Raw genomic sequence first — 16630 nt, 5'->3', positions numbered from 1 at the left:
TTGGCCAAAAAGCACAAAACTTCAAAATAGAATAAATATCTTTGTCGCAGAACCAACAATAGCAAAACACCTATGGCGTATAATCTTTTAAAAGGAAAAAGAGGAATTATTTTTGGAGCTTTGGATGAGAATTCCATCGCTTGGAAAACCGCAGAGCGTGTGCACGAGGAAGGCGGTACATTTGTACTGACCAACGCACCCATTGCCATGCGAATGGGACAGATCAAGGAATTGGCGGCGAAGACCAATTCAGAGATTATCCCTGCCGATGCCACCAATGAGGAGGATTTGAACAACCTTGTGGAAAAGGCTACGGAAATCTTGGGCGGAAAATTGGATTTCGTACTTCATTCCATAGGAATGTCCGTGAACGTGCGCAAAGGAAAGCATTACACCGATGAGAACTACGATTTCACGGCAAAGGGCTGGGACGTTTCAGCGCTTTCTTTCCATAAAGTGATGCAGAGTCTTTACAAGGCCGATGCCATGAACGAATGGGGTAGTGTAGTGGCCCTTACCTATATGGCGGCCCAACGGACTTTCCCAGATTATAATGACATGGCCGATAACAAGGCCTATCTGGAATCAGTGGCCAGAAGTTTTGGCTATTTCTTCGGGAAAGAGAAAAAAGTAAGGGTAAACACCATTTCACAGTCTCCTACGCCCACTACGGCCGGACAAGGAGTGAAAGGATTTGATGGTTTTATCAACTATGCCGAAAAAATGTCGCCCTTGGGTAACGCTTCGGCCGATGATTGTGCCAATTATACCGTGAGTCTCTTTTCTGATCTCACCAAGAAGGTGACCATGCAGAACCTCTTCCATGATGGAGGGTTCTCCAACACAGGGGTAAGCCAAGAGGTAATCGATGAATTTACCAAGTAACTAACCTAGACCAAAGAGGTTTTCGGTTGTCACATCGAGCGCAGTCGAGATGTATATTACGTATTCAGGATTTTTAAAGCGTTCTCGACTGCGCTCGAACTGACATCAATACTTTTATGAACACTCTTTTCTCCATAGTGGTTCCCGTGTACAACAGGCCCGACGAAATTCGGGAGTTGTTGGAAAGCCTTTCCGAACAGACTTTTCAGAAAGATTTTGAGGTGGTCATCGTCGAGGATGGCTCTTCGGAAAGTTCTGAGGATGTGGTAAGGACTTTTCAGGATGCCCTAGCCATTTCCTACTATTACAAAGAGAATTCAGGGCCGGGGGACTCCCGTAACTTTGGTATGCAAAAGGCCAAAGGGAATTACTATATCATCTTGGATTCAGATTGTATTTTGCCCAAGCAGTACCTCACAGAAGTGGATAAAGAGCTCGAGAGGGAATTTGTACACTGTTTTGGCGGCCCCGATGCTGCGGACGCATCGTTTACCACGGTACAAAAAGCCATCAACTACGTAATGACATCGTTTTTTACCACCGGGGGCATCCGTGGTGGGAAAAAGTCCGTGGGAAAGTTCCAACCGCGTAGCTTCAATATGGGAATTTCCAAGGAAGCTTTTGAAAAAGCGGGAGGATTTGGACGTATCCATCCCGGGGAAGACCCAGATTTGACCTTTCGGATTTGGAAGGCTGGATTCGATACCCGTTTGTTTCCCCATGCTTATGTGTACCACAAAAGACGTATTGACTGGAACAAATTCTACATTCAAGTGAACAAGTTTGGAATGGTGCGCCCCATTTTGAACCTTTGGCATCCGGGCACGGCCCGTCCAACCTATTGGTTTCCCACTTTTTTTATGTTGGGACTCTGTGTATCCCTTGTATTGGCCTTGATGGGAGTTTTACTGCCATTGGTGTTGTACGGCTTCTATTTTTTACTGCTGTTTGTTGATGCCTTGCTCAAGAACGCGAACCTAAAAGTGGCTATTTTGGCCCTATTTGCGGCGTTGACACAGTTTACAGGATATGGAATAGGTTTTTTCAAGTCCACAATCTTGCTTACATTTAGTAAGAAGGAACCTGAGGAATTGTTTCCAAAGCTGTTTTTTAAGAAGAAGTAAAAAGTGTTCAAAAAACTATTGCACGGCCTCAATCAAAGAAAAGTGAAAGTGTTTTCACTGTTTTTGCTGTGCTCTTTTTTGGCTTGGTTTCTCAGCAATCTGTCTGAATCCTATGAATCCAGGGCCGATTTTACCATCAACTACAGAAACCTTCCCGATACACTTTTGTTGGGCAAGAATTCGGAAAACACCCTGGAGGCCAAGTTGAAGACCAGTGGGTTTCAGTTTTTGTACTTTAATTTTTTCAAGAAGCGTATCGATTTGGATGTATCCCAAGTGACACATCAAAATGGGAATTATGTGCTGACCGAGGCTACTCTAAAAAAACAGATAGAGCAACAGTTGTCCCAAAACATTTCACTTATGGATTTGGGGCGGAATCAATTGAAGGTCGACCTTTATCAAGTGGTGTCCAGGGAAGTGCCCATAAAAGCGGATGTAAGCCTTCAATTTGAACAAAACTACATATTGGACGGAGCGTTGGAAATCACCCCAAATCATGTGGTGGTCAAGGGTCCGGGAAATGAAGTGGACACTTTGAAGTCCATTGTAACGGGACCTCTTCAACTGGCAAACCTATCGGCTGACTTTTCAAGGGAAGTCCCTTTGATTTTCCCCAAGGGATTGGACAATACCATTTTCTCCAATGGAAGGGTCAATGTCTCGGGAAAGGTGGTGCGGTTCTCCGAGAAAGTGTTTCAGGTGCCCGTTCAAGTAGTGAATCTGCCCGAAGGGTATCAGGTAAAAACCTTTCCCAATGTGGTAACGGTACTTTGTAAGGCCACTGTGGACCGATTAAAAGAGCTGTCCCTCAATGACTTTGGGGTTACTGCGGATTATGGGCAGTTGAATGGGACGGATAAGAACACACTCTTTCTTAGATTGAGCAAAAGCCCAGAAAATGTGTACGATGTTAAACTACAGGAACCCTCGGTGAACTTTGTATTGGAACAGGAATGAAGATAGTTGGGCTTACAGGAGGTATAGGAAGTGGAAAAAGCACCGTGGCGAAAATGTTCATGGATTTGGGTGTTCCGGTCTATGATTCGGACCTTGAGGCCAAAAAGTTGATGCACTCCTCAAAAGAATTGAAGGAAAAGATCATAGATCTACTCGGTGAGGATGCATACCAAGAAGATATGCTCAATAGGTTGTTCATTGCCCATAAGGTGTTTAACGATTCCGTATTGTTGGAGCAATTGAATGGGATAGTGCACCCCGCGGTCCGGAAGCATTTTTTGGATTGGTCGGATATGCAGAAGGCTCCATATGTTATTCAGGAAACTGCGCTTATTTTTGAGAATGGCTCCCAAGACCAATATGATTTTGTTGTTTTGGTGACTGCTCCGTTGGATATGAGATTGCAGCGGGTCATGGAACGGGACGGGGTTTCCGAAGGGCAAGTACTGGAGCGGATGAAAAACCAAATGGAGGATGCCCAAAAGTTAGACCTAGCTCATTTTTGTATCGTAAATACAGATTTGGAAACCACAAAGAACAAGGTTGGAGAACTTCACGCCAGACTTGTAGCCTTGAGCTCTTCATAATTTTAACATTTTTGTTAAGGTTAGGTTAAACGGCCAAAGGTCTAAATGTTAAATATTTAATTTTGACCCAATGAACAAGAAGCTATTCGTTCTTCTCGTCATTCTTATGAGTATGTCCCTGGTGGGGATCATATTCGTTCAGGTGTATTGGATACGGACATCCATAAACGACAAGGAAGAACAATTTTCAAGGACAGTCACGGATATATTGGACAAAGTGGCCAGTAGGGTGGAGATGAAGGAGATGAAGGACTATTCCGATCGTTTGGCTTCACTTGTGGATAGTATTGGTCAGCCCAAAAGTACCCAGTTCAGGAATTTTTTGTTCGTGGACAGGGATTTAAACTCTGATGAGATTCTTTTTTATTCCCACGGAATCCTTGAGGAAGATTACAATATAACATCTACGTTCTTTGATAACATAGGCGGAGAGGAAGATACCACTACGTTTAGGAACTATACCAGCAAGCGTACCAAGGCCATATTTAAGGAAGAATATGGATTGGATGGAAAGAGTTATAGTTTGACCCCCATTCAGAGGGCGGAAAAAATTGGTGGACTCTCCAAAATCGACAAGGCGGCATGGGAAGATGTCTTTATGGAATATGCCAAGACCAGACCCATTCACAAAAGGATATCCAACAAAGAATTGGAACTTTTGTTGAGTCAAGAGCTGAAAAACAGAAACATCGATATTGATTATGAGTATGGGGTGTATAGTCAAGGCTACCCTACCAAAATCAGGTCCAAGAAGTTCAAGTTTTCCGGGACCAAGATGTATAAAGCCCCAATTTTCAAGGACAGCGAAGGATTTACCAATTTTTCAATACTGTTGACTTTTCCTAAGATGGATAAGTTCCTGTTCAGTTCCATAATGGGAATGGCTCTATTGTCCTTGATATTCACTTTGGTGATTTTGGTGGCGTATTCCAGTGCGATATACCAGTTGATAAGGCAAAAACAGATATCCGAGATCAAATCGGATTTCATCAACAACATGACCCATGAGTTCAAGACTCCCATTGCCACCATCAATCTGGCCGTGGAAGCCATTCGCAACCCGAAAGCCATAGAGGACAAGGAAAAAGTATTGCGGTATCTGGGGATGATCAGGGATGAGAACAAGCGTATGCACGCCCAAGTGGAAAATGTGCTGCGCATATCCAAATTGGAGAAAAACCAGTTGGATATCAGTAAGGACAGGGTAGACATGCACGACATTATTGGTGATGCCATTGCACACGTTGAATTGATAGTCCAAGATAGGGGAGGTTATGTGAACGCCCATCTTGATGCGGAAAGGTCAGAGATTTTGGCCAATGATATGCATATGACCAACGTCATTGTGAACATTTTGGACAATGCCATAAAATACTCCCCAGAGTCTCCTAAAATAGATGTGTACACTGAGGTGGTGAAAAATAATATCATCATCAAGGTGGAGGACCAAGGAGCGGGGATGAGCAAGGCCGTACTCAAAAAAGTTTTTGAGAAATTTTACCGGGAACATACCGGTGACATACATAACGTAAAGGGCCATGGATTGGGATTGGCCTATGTAAAAAGAATAACAGACGACCATCAAGGCGAGGTTTATGCAGAAAGTGAAAAAGGAAAAGGAAGCACCTTCTTCATAAAACTCCCACTAATTTAAAAGCAAACTATGGAAACAGAAAAAAAGAAGATATTATTGGTGGAGGACGACCCAAATTTTGGGATTGTCCTAAAGGATTATTTGTCCATGAACGACTTTGATGTGGTTCTCGCCAAAAACGGAATGGAAGGTTTTGAAAAGTTCAAAAAGGACAATTATGACGTCTGTATCTTGGATGTGATGATGCCCTATAAAGATGGATTTACCCTTGCCAAGGAAATCCGTGAAAAGAATGAGAACGTTCCGATCATATTCCTTACCGCCAAGACCATGAAAGAAGATGTACTCAAGGGATATAAGGCCGGTGCCGACGATTACCTGAACAAGCCTTTTGATTCGGAGGTGTTGTTGATGAAACTTAAAGCCATACTTCAAAGAAAGGCATCCAGCACTTTAGCGGACAGCAAGCAATTTGAGTTCCAGATTGGAAACTTCCACTTGAATTCCAAGCTACGGTTTCTAAAATTCAAGGATGAAGAGCCTATTAAGCTATCTCCCAAGGAAAATGAACTCTTGCGTTTGTTGGCTTTGCATGAAAACGATTTAATGCCCCGTGAATTGGCATTGACCAAAATCTGGAGGGACGATAATTATTTTACTTCCCGAAGTATGGACGTATATATCGCGAAGCTTAGAAAATATCTAAAACGTGATGATACGGTAGAAATCCTTAACATTCACGGAGAAGGATTCAGATTGGTCATCAAGGCTGAAAATCAATAAGAAAAAATCTTTAAATAGTTATAAAGCCGTCCGTTGGGCGGCTTTTTTTGTGCTGAAAATTGCCGGGGTTTATACGAACAAGTATACCAAGCACACGGAAAGCATCCCCACAACTGATAAAATAGTGGTCATGACGGTCCAAGACCTGAAGGTCTGCTTTTCTGTAATACCCAAGTACTGTCCCACCAACCAAAAGCCGCTATCATTCACATGGGAAAAAATACTGGCACCAGAGGCAATGGCGATGACGATGCAGGCCAACTCCACAGAATTTAACTCCGTATTGACCAGTAAGGGGGAAACCAATCCGGCGGCGGTGATCATGGCTACGGTAGAAGACCCTTGGATGACCCGAACAATGGCAGCACTGATATAGGCGAAGATGAGAATTGGAATTCCGGCATTACCCAATGATGTGGCCAAAAGTTCCCCAGCTCCAGTATCGGTCAGGACCTGTTTGAAGACACCTCCGGCACCTGTCAACAGTATAATGGTCCCTGCCGGTGTCAAGGATTTGGTCGATATCTTAAGAAGCTGATCTTTGGAAAACCCTTTGCGGATACCAAATACATACCATGCCAGCAAATTGGCAATGATCAAGGCTGAAAAAGGATGGCCCACCAAAGAGATGAAGTTCAAAACGGATGCATCCACCCTGAACGTCCCAGCTGAAAACAAGGTATTGGTGAGAATCAATACGATGGGAAGGCCTATGATCCATAGCGTCTGACCAATGGGGGGAAGTTCAACAGATTGTTGGTCCTCAATCTGTTTTGGCGCTTCCACGAATATTCTTTTGGAGATGTACTTTCCAAAGACCAGTCCCGCAATCAATGCCGTGGGGATTCCAGCCAGAAAACCCATTAAAATGACCCAGCCCAAATCCACTCCTATGATATCGGCTACGGCAATGGGTCCCGGAGTAGGCGGGATGAAAGCATGGGTTATTGCCAGTCCGGCCAAAAGCGGAATGGCATATAGCAATAGGGACTTCCCGGTCTTTCGTTGCAAGGCATAGATCATGGGCACCAGAATAATAAAGGCCACATCAAAGAAAACAGGAATGGCAATCAAAAAACCGGATACGACCATGGCGGCAGGGGCATTTTTCAACCCAAATTTGGAAATCATGAAGTCTGCAATGGTCTTGGCACCACCAGATGCTTCCAAGATGCCTCCAAAAATGGCCCCCAGACCCACTACTGTGGCTACAAACCCAAGTGTGCCACCCATCCCTTTTTGAATGGTGTCTATCATTTGCTTGGCATCCAATCCAGCAATCAATCCCACGGCAATACTCCCAATCAAGAGTGCTATAAAAGCATGTATACGGAGCTTTAAAATCAAAAAAAGAAGAATGGCAATGCCTGCAATCACGGCGATAAACAAATTGGTATCGGTCATTTGAGCTGTTTTAGGACTTCTTGCACAATTAAATCGGGTTTTTGCGCTATGGATACGGAAATGGCCTTGGAGGGAGGTTCCAAGGCTTCAAATTGGGTCTTTAATAGGGCGATGGGCATAAAATGGTCTTTTCGGTTTTGCAAACGTGACTTGACCAAATCAAAGGAGCCGTTCAGGTAGATGAACTGTATGCCACTTCCCATGCCGGCCCTTAAGAGACTACGATAGGTTTTTTTCAATGCCGAACAAGCTATCACAGCTCCCGTATCTTGTTTTTCCAAGGCTAATTGGTTTAATTTTAGGAGCCACCCTTTCCGGTCGTCATCATTCAACGGCTTGCCCGAAGCCATTTTTTTTATATTTTTTTCGGGATGAAAGTCATCCCCATCAAAAAAAGGATACCCCAATTGTTCCGAAAGCAGCTTGCCCACGGTGGTTTTACCCGTACCGCTGACCCCCATGACCACAAGCACCTTAGTCTTGGTCATGGTGAAGGCTTTTTAATCGGTCCGATACCGCGGCAAGAATATCCGTTGGTTTTGTATCGTGGTTCACCCAGAGTATGTTTTCGTTTTTTCGTAACCAAGTCAATTGCCGTTTAGCAAAGCGTCTGGTGTTCTTTTTGATTTCGGACACGGCAATTTCCAAGGAACAGTGTCCATCAAGATATTCAAAAAGTTCTTTGTAACCAACTGTTTGTAGCGCATTTAGATGTTTGTGGGGATGCAATTTTTTTGCTTCTTCCAATAATCCAGCCTCCATCATCAGGTCAACGCGGGTGTTGATACGTTCATAAATGGTTTCCCGTGGTGCTTCAATGCCTACATACAGGGTTTTGAACGCTCTTTGGGGTTTGTTTTGGTTCAAAAAGGAGGAATAGGGCTTGTTGGCGGTGATGCAAACCTCCAGTGCCCGTATCAAGCGATGCGGATTTTCCAGGTCTACTATGCGATAATAGACAGGATCTCTCTTTTTTAATTCGTCCTGAAGACTTTTTAAACCCTCCTTTTCCAATTGTTCATTAAGGGATTCGCGGGTTTTGGGAGATACTTCCGGGAATTCATCCAAACCAGAGACCACGGCGTCCACATACAATCCGCTTCCGCCTACCATGATGGCCACATCCATTTTTTGGAACAGCCTGCCTAACAACGCAATGGCTTCTTTTTCAAAATCCCCTACCGAATAAGGCTCGAAAATGCTTTTGTGTTGGATAAAATGGTGTGGAACGGCATTCAATTCCTCGGAAGAGGGAACAGCTGTACCGATTTCCATCTCTTTGAAAAATTGTCTGGAATCCGCTGAAACAATTTCGCTTTTAAAGTGTTTGGCCAAGAGGATTCCCAAGGCGGTCTTTCCTATGGCCGTGGGTCCCACCACTGCTATCAGTACTTTGGAACTCATAACGAATGACCACAATTATAGCAATGCGTGGCGTCATCACGATGCCCCTCTGCGGAACAGCTGGGACACGCCTGGGTGTTTACATGGACCATGTTTTGGTCATCTGCCTGCCCCTTTTTACCGCGGGAAAACTCAGCGGTGACAATCCCCGTGGGCACAGCAATAATGCCATAACCCAAAATCATGATTACGGTGGCCAGAAACTGCCCTAAGCTGGTCTGCGGTGCAATGTCGCCATAGCCCACAGTGGTCAGGGTTACAATGGTCCAGTAGATGCTACGGGGAATACTGGTGAAACCAGCCTCATCCCCTTCAATAAGGTACATTAAAGTGCCCAATATGACCGAGAGGATCAGTACTACATAAATAAAAACGGCAATCTTGGTACGACTGGCCTTTAAGGCCGATTGCAGCTGTGAGGCCTCCCCAATGAACTTAACCAATTTTAAGATCCGGAAAATACGTAATAGGCGAAATGCCCGTACGGCCAAAAGTACTTGCGAGCCCGCCAAAATATAGCTGATGTATAAAGGTATAGTGGAAATAAAGTCGATGATGCCGTAAAAACTGAAGATATACTTCCATGGTTTTTTTATACTGATGACACGGGCGATGTATTCCAAAGTAAAGAAGATGGTGACACCCCACTCCAAGGTCAGGAGTGTTTTGTGGTAGTGCTGGTCAATGCTCTCTACGCTTTCCAGCATTACCAAGATTACGCTAAGAATGATCAAAAAGAAGAGGGCGATGTCGAACAATCTTCCCATCGGGGTATCCGCTTCATAGATGATTTCATGAAGTTTCATTCTCCAACTGGGCTGTTCATTCTGTTCTTTCAAGGCGAAGGGGTTAACGCTATGGTTTTGATCCTATGGTTCTTCCGTAAATAAGATTCAATGATAAATGTGGTGTTTTCATCACTCGGCATGGTCGTCATTATGGATTCCAATATATGAATATTATTCATTTGATGATTCAGCTCCACATATCCAAAACCTTGAAGTTGACCATTTTTGATAAGAATGAAACTGCGTTCCCCAGTTTCCCTGCCTCGGTCCACAAGCACCACGTCCTTGTTGTGTATGCTATAGGTGTTGAAGGCAGAAGAGGCCTTTTCATTGCAGTTGTGTATGGTTTCCTTGGTGTCACCGCCCCCTGCTTTTTTATCTAAGGAAGAGGGGCAGAGGTCAAACTCGGACTGTATCCGATCCAAAAAACTCTTGGCGGAGGCAACTCCGTTGAACCGTATCTTTTGGGTGGCTTGGGAAGTGCCATTTTCGATACCCAAAGTAATATGCCCTGAACCATTTTGGTTGAAGCTTACCACATGGGAAAAGAGTTTCCGTTTCTTGTTGCCGTTATGTCGCGGGTTGGTCTTCCGTAGTTCTTGGTACTCCTTCAAGAGGGCGATCAATTCGCTGCCCGTAGGCTCGTACGACACTCTTTTGGTCTCCTTTTGGAGTTTCCGGGCCAGACCTCCCACATTGGTAAAATGTTGGTTGACCCTTTTTTTGATGTTTGTGGTCTTTCCCAGAAAAATAATATCCCCCTCTTTGTCGTGCATGTAATATACCCCAGTTTCAGAGGGCAGTGAAACAACCATATCCAGTTGGTTGGGGGAGAGTTCGCCATGGGCCGCTTCGCGAATGACCTCTTTGATGATGCCCTTATCGGAATCCTTGTTCAACAACAGCTTAAAAAGTTTAACGGTAGCAATGGCATCTCCATTGGCCCGGTGACGGTCGCTCATGGGAATCCCGAGGGAACGTGCCAATTTCCCCAAGCTGTGCGATTCTGCATCGGGAATCAATTTTTGGGACAGATCTACCGTACACAAGGTTTTTCGCTGATAGTCGTATCCCAAACGCCTGAATTCCGTCCTTAGGATACGATAATCAAATTGGGCGTTATGGGCCACCAAGATGGTCCCTTCCGTAATTTCCACGATTCGTTTGGCCACCTCATGGAATTTTGGGGCGGAACGAAGCATTTTATTGTTGATTCCCGTTAGCTTGGAGACAAAGGGCTGGATTTCCCGTTCTGGATTGATCAAGCAGATGAATTTGTCCACCACTTGGTGCCCATCAAACCGGTGGATGGCAATTTCCATGATACCTTCCTCATTGTATTTTCCTCCGGTACTTTCAATATCGAGTATGGCGTACATGAAACTGCTTTGCTGTTTTATGAATAGTTTCTGGTTCCAAAGATACTACTTCCAATACGTACCATGGTGCTTCCTTCCTCAATGGCCAGGTTGTAATCCCCGCTCATGCCCATGGAGAGCACCGAAATACCGGAAAGCTCTTGCTTAAGGGTGTCAAAAATTACCTTGAGATGGGCAAATTCCTTCCGAATCTGTGTTTCATCCGAAGTATAGGTGGCCATACCCATCAATCCTACAATCTTTATATTTTCCATGGCTTTGAAGGTTTCGGATTGCACAAGTTCTTGCAACTCCGATTCGTCCAGTCCAAATTTGGTGTCCTCTTCCGCAATGTGCATTTGTAGCAGACAAGGGATGACCCGGTGGTGCTTTTGGGCCTGTTTGTTGATTTCCTGCAACAACCGAAGACTGTCCACACCATGGATCAAGGAGACGAATTCGGCCATGTATTTTACCTTATTGCGCTGCAAATGGCCAATCATATGCCACTCAATGTCCTTGGGAAGTGTTTCCCACTTTTGGGTCATTTCCTGTACTTTGTTTTCACCAAATACCCGTTGTCCGGCCTCATAGGCTTCCAATATGGCTTCATTGGGCTTGGTTTTGGAAACTGCTACCAAGGTTACGGAATCTTGAAGGTCGGTTTTTAATCGATTGAGATTTTCTGTTATTGACATGTTGGCAAAATTAACAAAGGATGTCCAATTGGACATCCTTTACTCATTAAGATTGCATTGTGACTCTTTATTGGCAAGAGTCTAATCTGCCAACTTAATACAAATATTCGAATAGAATTTATCACTCTCTGGCTGATAGTGGATATACATGACCCGGTTATTGGAAACCACGGTTTCTTTACCGGTACCATCAACAATGCGAATTGAATTTTCCAAAGCTTCAATTTTTGTGGACTTTTGGTCAAAGTCAATGGTGTTCTTAACAAACTCGACTTTACCATTGCTTTGATTTTTGTGGCCAAAAACACCACGTTCAATGAAAACATGCTTCACGCTTGATACGGGATGTTTTTGTGAAAAATCCTGGACTTCTTCTTTGGAAATTTGCCCATGAAGGGCACTTGTGGCCGGTAAAATAGTTGCGGCAAACAAAATGATAATCTTACTCATAATGAATCAATTTGGTTAAACGATAAATTAAATGAGGTCGATTAAAAGAATGTTGGGCAAACAATGAAGGTTACCTGTGGACTAATTTAAACATTTTTTTGGGTTTTGTGAAACCAAATTGTCTTTTGACCAACAGGTGGCTGCGTCTTGCCTCCTTCAAAACGCATAAATTGCCAAACCACTCCGAAGTTTAGGCTCAATGTATGTACTCTTTGGGGGCATCACCAAACCGGCATCGGCAATGGCCTTGATTTCCTCTATGGTTATGGGCATCATACTAAATCCCACCGCAAATTTCCCCTCATCCACACTTTCCTTCATCGCAATGGGACTGCCCTTGCCATGACCATAAGAAATGCGTTGGTCGTTCCGGAAATCCCTTATCCCCAAAATAGGTTCCAAAATGGTCTTACATAGAATTTGGGTGTCCAGTTTGCTCAAGGCATCTGTGAAGGTATAGTTGGTCCTTCTGAGGTAGAGTGAATAAAACCCGCCATCCAAATACATGCAGAAATGATGTTTTTTGGTAGGTCTGTGGAATCCATCCTTCTGCTTTTCAATTCGAAAATACCCATCCAATTTGATCAAGAACTCCTTTGGGGTAAGACCGTTCAAGTCTTTCACCATGCGATTGAACCCATGGATTTTAATGTGCGACTCTGGAATGAGGTACGCCATAAAAAAATTATAGGAGCCATTAGGGTCATTGGTCTTTTTCTGTTGCTCCATTTTTTGGGCCAAAAGATTGGAAGAAGCGCTGCGATGATGCCCGTCAGCAATGTACAGGGCTTCTTTCTGGGCAAAAATCGCCTCAATCTTTGCAATGGTTTTTGGGTCGGATATCTTCCAAAGCTTGTGGCCCACCCTATCCGGGGTGGAAAAATCGAATTCAGGCTGTTGTTGGATTTCTTTTTGAAAAACCCCATGGATTTGGTCATCATCTTTGTAGGTCATCAAAACGGGTTCCGCATTGAAACCTACGGCATGTAGATAGTCGGCAAAAAGCCGCTCCCGGTGTTGGATGGTATCCTCATGCTTTTTGATGACATCCGTACGATAATCCATGACGCTACAAGCGCAAAAGAACCCTAAACTTGTGAAATCATCTTTTTCAATTTGATAGAGGTAAAAACACGCTTGGTCGTCTTTTTGGAAAATGTGTTCCTCCAAAAATTCCAAATAACGATTGTGCACCAATCGAAACCGCTCTTTTCCAGTAATGCTCTTATCAAACTTAAACCCGGGATTGATGATATGTAGAAAGGAAAGCGGATTGTATTTCAATACCGATTTCAGCTCATCTTTGGAATACTCCTCGTACGAACGCGATGCCACAAAGGAGACTTTGTCCTTGGTGGGCCTTATGGCCTTAAAGGGTTTTACAAGGGCCATGCAAATCTATTTGAATTGCACAGAAACATGCTCCGCTTTTCTGGACTCGGAATAATCGTAAAAACCTTCACCTGATTTTACACCCCATTTTCCGGCCATGACCATATTCACCAATAGGGGACAAGGGGCATATTTTGGGTTTTTGAACCCATCGTACATCACGTTCAAAATGGAGAGGCATACATCGAGCCCAATAAAATCGGCCAATTGCAGAGGACCCATTGGGTGGGCCATGCCCAGTTTCATCACCGTGTCTATTTCTTGAACACCGGCCACGCCATTATATAGGGTTTCAATAGCTTCATTGATCATGGGCATAAGAATACGATTGGCCACAAACCCGGGATAATCGTTCACCTCGGTTGGGGTTTTTCCCAACTTTTGGGAAAGCTCCATAATAGTTTTTGTCACAGCATCAGAAGTGTTGTATCCACGGATGATTTCCACCAATTTCATGATGGGAACCGGATTCATAAAGTGCATCCCAATGACCTTGTCCGGACGTTGGGTGGCCGCACCGATCTGTGTAATGGAGATGGATGAGGTGTTCGTGGCCAAAATGGTTTCTGCTTTGCAGATTCCATCCAAGTCCTTAAAAATCTTGAGTTTGATATCCAAATTCTCCGTGGCGGCCTCGACCACCAAGTCCACTGAGGAAACCCCGGACTTTAGATCGGTATGGGTGGTAATGTTGCCCAAGGTGGTTTCTTTGGTGTCTTGGTCAATGACCTCCTTGGCCAGCATTCGGTCTAAATTCTTGGTGATGGTGGCAATTCCCTTATCCAGGGAGGCTTGGGAAATATCAACAAGATTGACTTGAAATCCATTTTGGGCAAAAACATGGGCGATTCCGTTGCCCATAGTTCCTGCACCGATGACTGCTATGTTTTTCATGGTATTCGGATTGAATGTATGCCAGTTCGAGCGTAGTCGGGAACGACATACCTTATTTTTCAAACGATTCTATAATCTGTAGGGCCACTTGAAGTGCTTTTGCACCTTGCTTCAAGGTCACTACAGGTGTGGTGTCATTTTGTATGGCATCGGCAAAAGTCTCCAGCTCATCCAAAATGGCATTATTCGCCTCGATTTCCGGGTTTTCAAAATAAATCTGTTTTTTCTCTCCTTCGGCATTCTGTAGGATCATATCAAAATCCCCTGGATTTTCCGGGGCATCCTTCATTTTCACTACTTCCACTTTTTTCTCCAGAAAATCTACAGAAATATAGGCGTCCTTTTGAAAAAAACGGGATTTCCTCATGTTTTTCAAGGAAATACGGCTGGCGGTCAAATTGGCCACGCAGCCATTTTCAAACTCTATTCGGGCGTTGGCGATGTCCGGGGAACTACTGATCACGGATACTCCACTGGCATTGATTTGACTTACTTCGGAACCTACAACACTCAAAATCACATCAATATCGTGGATCATAAGGTCGAGCACCACGGGAACGTCGGTCCCCCTCGGATTGAACTCTGCCAAACGATGGGTCTCAATGAACATGGGGTGTTCAATCTTGTGCTTTACCGATAAAAAAGCCGGGTTAAACCGCTCCACATGGCCCACTTGGCCTTTTACGCCATGCTTTTTGGATAAAGCAAGCAGTTCTTGGGCTTCTTCATAAGTGTTGGTAATCGGTTTTTCAATAAAAACGTGCCTTCCTTTTTCAATGGCCTTTTTGGCGCAATCGAAATGGGAAAGGGTAGGGGTAACAATATCTACCACATCCACAGCATCCATCAAGGTGTTGATGTTTTCAAAATAGGTATAGCCAAACTCGGCTGCGACTTTTTTTGCATTGATTTCATCCGGGTCGTAAAAACCAACAAGTTCATACTTTTCCGATTGGTTCAGGAGACGTAGATGGATTTTACCCAAATGTCCCGCACCCAGGACACCAACTTTTAGCATAGTATCTGTTTTTGTCAAAAATAAGGATATGGTGGCACTCTTCCATAAAAATAAGACGGGAACCAAGGGAAAGTTTTTGGAGAACTTTTTAAATTCGTGGACCAGACCAATACCATGAAGGATACGCTTAAGCACAAGGGCATGCGCAATAAGTTGGCAGAATCGTTGTCTGCCAAGGGAATAACGGACAAAAAGGTGATCGAGGCCATCAAGACCATCCCAAGGCATCTGTTTTTGGATAGTAGTTTTGAGGATCATGCCTATCAGGACAAAGCCTTTCCCATAAGCGCGGAACAAACCATTTCACAACCCTATACCGTGGCTTTCCAAACGGAATTGCTCCAAGTGAAACCCAACGATTCCATTTTGGAAATTGGTACGGGCAGTGGCTACCAGACCGCCGTATTACTCCATTTAAAGGCCAAAGTATACACGATTGAACGCCAACAGGAGCTTTTTAAGAAGACCCGATTGTTTTTCAATAAAATGCATTATCGACCCAAGAAAATGATTTTCGGGGATGGGTACAAGGGATTGCAGGAGGAGGCTCCTTTTGACGGCATCATTGTAACGGCCGGAGCACCGGAGGTACCCAAAGCGCTCATGTCCCAATTAAAAGTAGGGGGTAGATTGGTGATTCCCGTTGGGGTGGATGAGCAGGTCATGACTCTTTTTATACGAAAATCGGAAAAGGAATTTGAAAAACAGGAATTGGGGGCTTTTCGGTTTGTACCCTTGCTGGAGGACAAAAACTAGTTGTTGAAATCTTTCTTGATTCGGGAAAGGTTGCGCTTGTTGTCCCGGTCTTTGATGGTTTCCCGTTTGTCGTACTGTTTTTTACCCTTGGCCAAACCAACATTCATTTTGGCAAGACCGCGGTCATTGATGAAGAGATTGAGCGGGACAATGGTAAGCCCTGATGTAGCCACCTCTTTTCGGAGTTTTCTGAGTTCTCCTCGGTTCAGAAGTAGTTTTCGTTCCGCTTTGGGCCTGTGGTTGTAATGCCCGCCATGACTGTATTCGTCTATCTGCATATTGATCACAAACAGCTCCCCCCTGTCATTGAATTCGCAAAAACTTTGGGATAGGTTGGCCTTTCCCAATCGAATGGATTTGATTTCGGTACCTCCCAGCACAATACCAGCGGTGTAGGTGTCCAAAATCTCGTAATCGAATCGGGCCCGTTTGTTCTTTATGTTGATGTTTTTCATCATGGAGGGCAAAAATATAAACTCTTCGGTAAGAAAATTGTAATGTTGTGGCTTATTTTACGATTATCTATAAAACCCAA

At 44.1% G+C, this 16630-nt stretch carries 18 protein-coding genes; 7 read left to right on the top strand and 11 right to left on the bottom strand.

Annotated features, from left to right (window positions below):
- Window positions 1–72: 72 nt before the first annotated feature.
- The 6 genes from ACPD8L_RS04920 (at window position 73) to ACPD8L_RS04895 (ending at window position 5933) form a co-directional block, all read left to right on the top strand.
- On the top strand, window positions 73–885 hold the full coding sequence (locus ACPD8L_RS04920; RefSeq protein WP_116217889.1) for an enoyl-ACP reductase FabI: 813 nt from the start codon (window positions 73–75) through the stop codon (window positions 883–885).
- A 116-nt stretch (window positions 886–1001) separates the two neighbouring features.
- Complete coding sequence (locus ACPD8L_RS04915; protein WP_421809574.1) at window positions 1002–2009, top strand: glycosyltransferase family 2 protein; 1008 nt, start codon at window positions 1002–1004, stop codon at window positions 2007–2009.
- 3 nt (window positions 2010–2012) lie between these two features.
- A complete protein-coding gene (locus ACPD8L_RS04910; RefSeq protein ID WP_423942301.1) occupies window positions 2013–2969 on the top strand; it encodes a CdaR family protein in 957 nt (318 codons plus the stop codon).
- Entirely contained in the window at window positions 2966–3556 is a 591-nt protein-coding gene (gene coaE, locus ACPD8L_RS04905) for a dephospho-CoA kinase (RefSeq protein WP_293301014.1), read from the top strand. Before ACPD8L_RS04910 ends, coaE begins: the two co-directional genes overlap by 4 nt.
- A gap of 70 nt (window positions 3557–3626) precedes the next feature.
- Window positions 3627–5210 carry a sensor histidine kinase gene (locus tag ACPD8L_RS04900; protein WP_116217885.1) on the top strand — a complete coding sequence of 528 codons (1584 nt, stop codon included), beginning with the start codon at window positions 3627–3629 and terminating at the stop codon, window positions 5208–5210.
- 9 nt (window positions 5211–5219) lie between these two features.
- Window positions 5220–5933, top strand: coding sequence for a response regulator transcription factor (locus tag ACPD8L_RS04895; protein ID WP_116217884.1), 714 nt, complete (start codon window positions 5220–5222; stop codon window positions 5931–5933).
- Between the two features lie 69 nt (window positions 5934–6002).
- On the opposite strand, the gene ACPD8L_RS04890 is transcribed toward ACPD8L_RS04895, so the two are convergent.
- From ACPD8L_RS04890 to ACPD8L_RS04845, 10 genes are all read right to left on the bottom strand, one after another.
- The gene (locus ACPD8L_RS04890) at window positions 6003–7337 is read right to left on the bottom strand and encodes a GntP family permease (protein ID WP_421809571.1); all 1335 of its coding nucleotides are present in this window, start codon (window positions 7335–7337) and stop codon (window positions 6003–6005) included.
- On the bottom strand, window positions 7334–7825 hold the full coding sequence (locus ACPD8L_RS04885; protein WP_293301008.1) for a gluconokinase: 492 nt from the start codon (window positions 7823–7825) through the stop codon (window positions 7334–7336). The genes ACPD8L_RS04890 and ACPD8L_RS04885 overlap by 4 nt, the downstream gene beginning before the upstream one ends.
- Complete coding sequence (gene miaA, locus ACPD8L_RS04880; protein WP_423942298.1) at window positions 7812–8741, bottom strand: tRNA (adenosine(37)-N6)-dimethylallyltransferase MiaA; 930 nt, start codon at window positions 8739–8741, stop codon at window positions 7812–7814. The genes ACPD8L_RS04885 and miaA overlap by 14 nt, the downstream gene beginning before the upstream one ends.
- Window positions 8738–9547 carry an ion transporter gene (locus ACPD8L_RS04875; RefSeq protein ID WP_116217880.1) on the bottom strand — a complete coding sequence of 270 codons (810 nt, stop codon included), beginning with the start codon at window positions 9545–9547 and terminating at the stop codon, window positions 8738–8740. The genes miaA and ACPD8L_RS04875 overlap by 4 nt, the downstream gene beginning before the upstream one ends.
- Window positions 9548–9576: 29 nt before the next feature.
- On the bottom strand, window positions 9577–10908 hold the full coding sequence (locus ACPD8L_RS04870; RefSeq protein ID WP_423942296.1) for an exonuclease domain-containing protein: 1332 nt from the start codon (window positions 10906–10908) through the stop codon (window positions 9577–9579).
- Between the two features lie 17 nt (window positions 10909–10925).
- Window positions 10926–11585, bottom strand: a complete 660-nt coding sequence (locus ACPD8L_RS04865; protein ID WP_116217878.1) for a YggS family pyridoxal phosphate-dependent enzyme — start codon at window positions 11583–11585, stop codon at window positions 10926–10928.
- An 81-nt stretch (window positions 11586–11666) separates the two neighbouring features.
- The gene (locus tag ACPD8L_RS04860; protein ID WP_423942294.1) at window positions 11667–12035 is read right to left on the bottom strand and encodes a hypothetical protein; all 369 of its coding nucleotides are present in this window, start codon (window positions 12033–12035) and stop codon (window positions 11667–11669) included.
- A 156-nt stretch (window positions 12036–12191) separates the two neighbouring features.
- Window positions 12192–13427: a DUF1015 domain-containing protein gene (locus ACPD8L_RS04855; RefSeq protein WP_423942292.1), complete on the bottom strand. Its 1236-nt coding sequence runs from the start codon at window positions 13425–13427 to the stop codon at window positions 12192–12194.
- A gap of 6 nt (window positions 13428–13433) precedes the next feature.
- Window positions 13434–14321: a 3-hydroxyacyl-CoA dehydrogenase family protein gene (locus ACPD8L_RS04850; RefSeq protein ID WP_423942291.1), complete on the bottom strand. Its 888-nt coding sequence runs from the start codon at window positions 14319–14321 to the stop codon at window positions 13434–13436.
- A 52-nt stretch (window positions 14322–14373) separates the two neighbouring features.
- Complete coding sequence (locus ACPD8L_RS04845) at window positions 14374–15339, bottom strand: Gfo/Idh/MocA family protein (protein ID WP_421809568.1); 966 nt, start codon at window positions 15337–15339, stop codon at window positions 14374–14376.
- Window positions 15340–15453: 114 nt separating this feature from the next.
- On the opposite strand from ACPD8L_RS04845, the gene ACPD8L_RS04840 reads away from it, so the two are divergent.
- Window positions 15454–16095 carry a protein-L-isoaspartate(D-aspartate) O-methyltransferase gene (locus ACPD8L_RS04840; protein ID WP_421809567.1) on the top strand — a complete coding sequence of 214 codons (642 nt, stop codon included), beginning with the start codon at window positions 15454–15456 and terminating at the stop codon, window positions 16093–16095.
- Here ACPD8L_RS04840 and smpB read toward each other — a convergent pair.
- A complete protein-coding gene (gene smpB / locus ACPD8L_RS04835; protein ID WP_116217873.1) occupies window positions 16092–16553 on the bottom strand; it encodes an SsrA-binding protein SmpB in 462 nt (153 codons plus the stop codon). The two genes, ACPD8L_RS04840 and smpB, sit on opposite strands and share 4 nt — an antisense overlap.
- Window positions 16554–16630 lie beyond the last annotated feature (77 nt).

The organism is Flagellimonas algicida (genome assembly GCF_049629585.1).
Lineage (GTDB): Bacteria > Bacteroidota > Bacteroidia > Flavobacteriales > Flavobacteriaceae > Flagellimonas.
The sequence above is the reverse complement of the archived record's forward strand: the minus strand, read 5'-3'. Positions and strand labels throughout refer to the sequence as shown.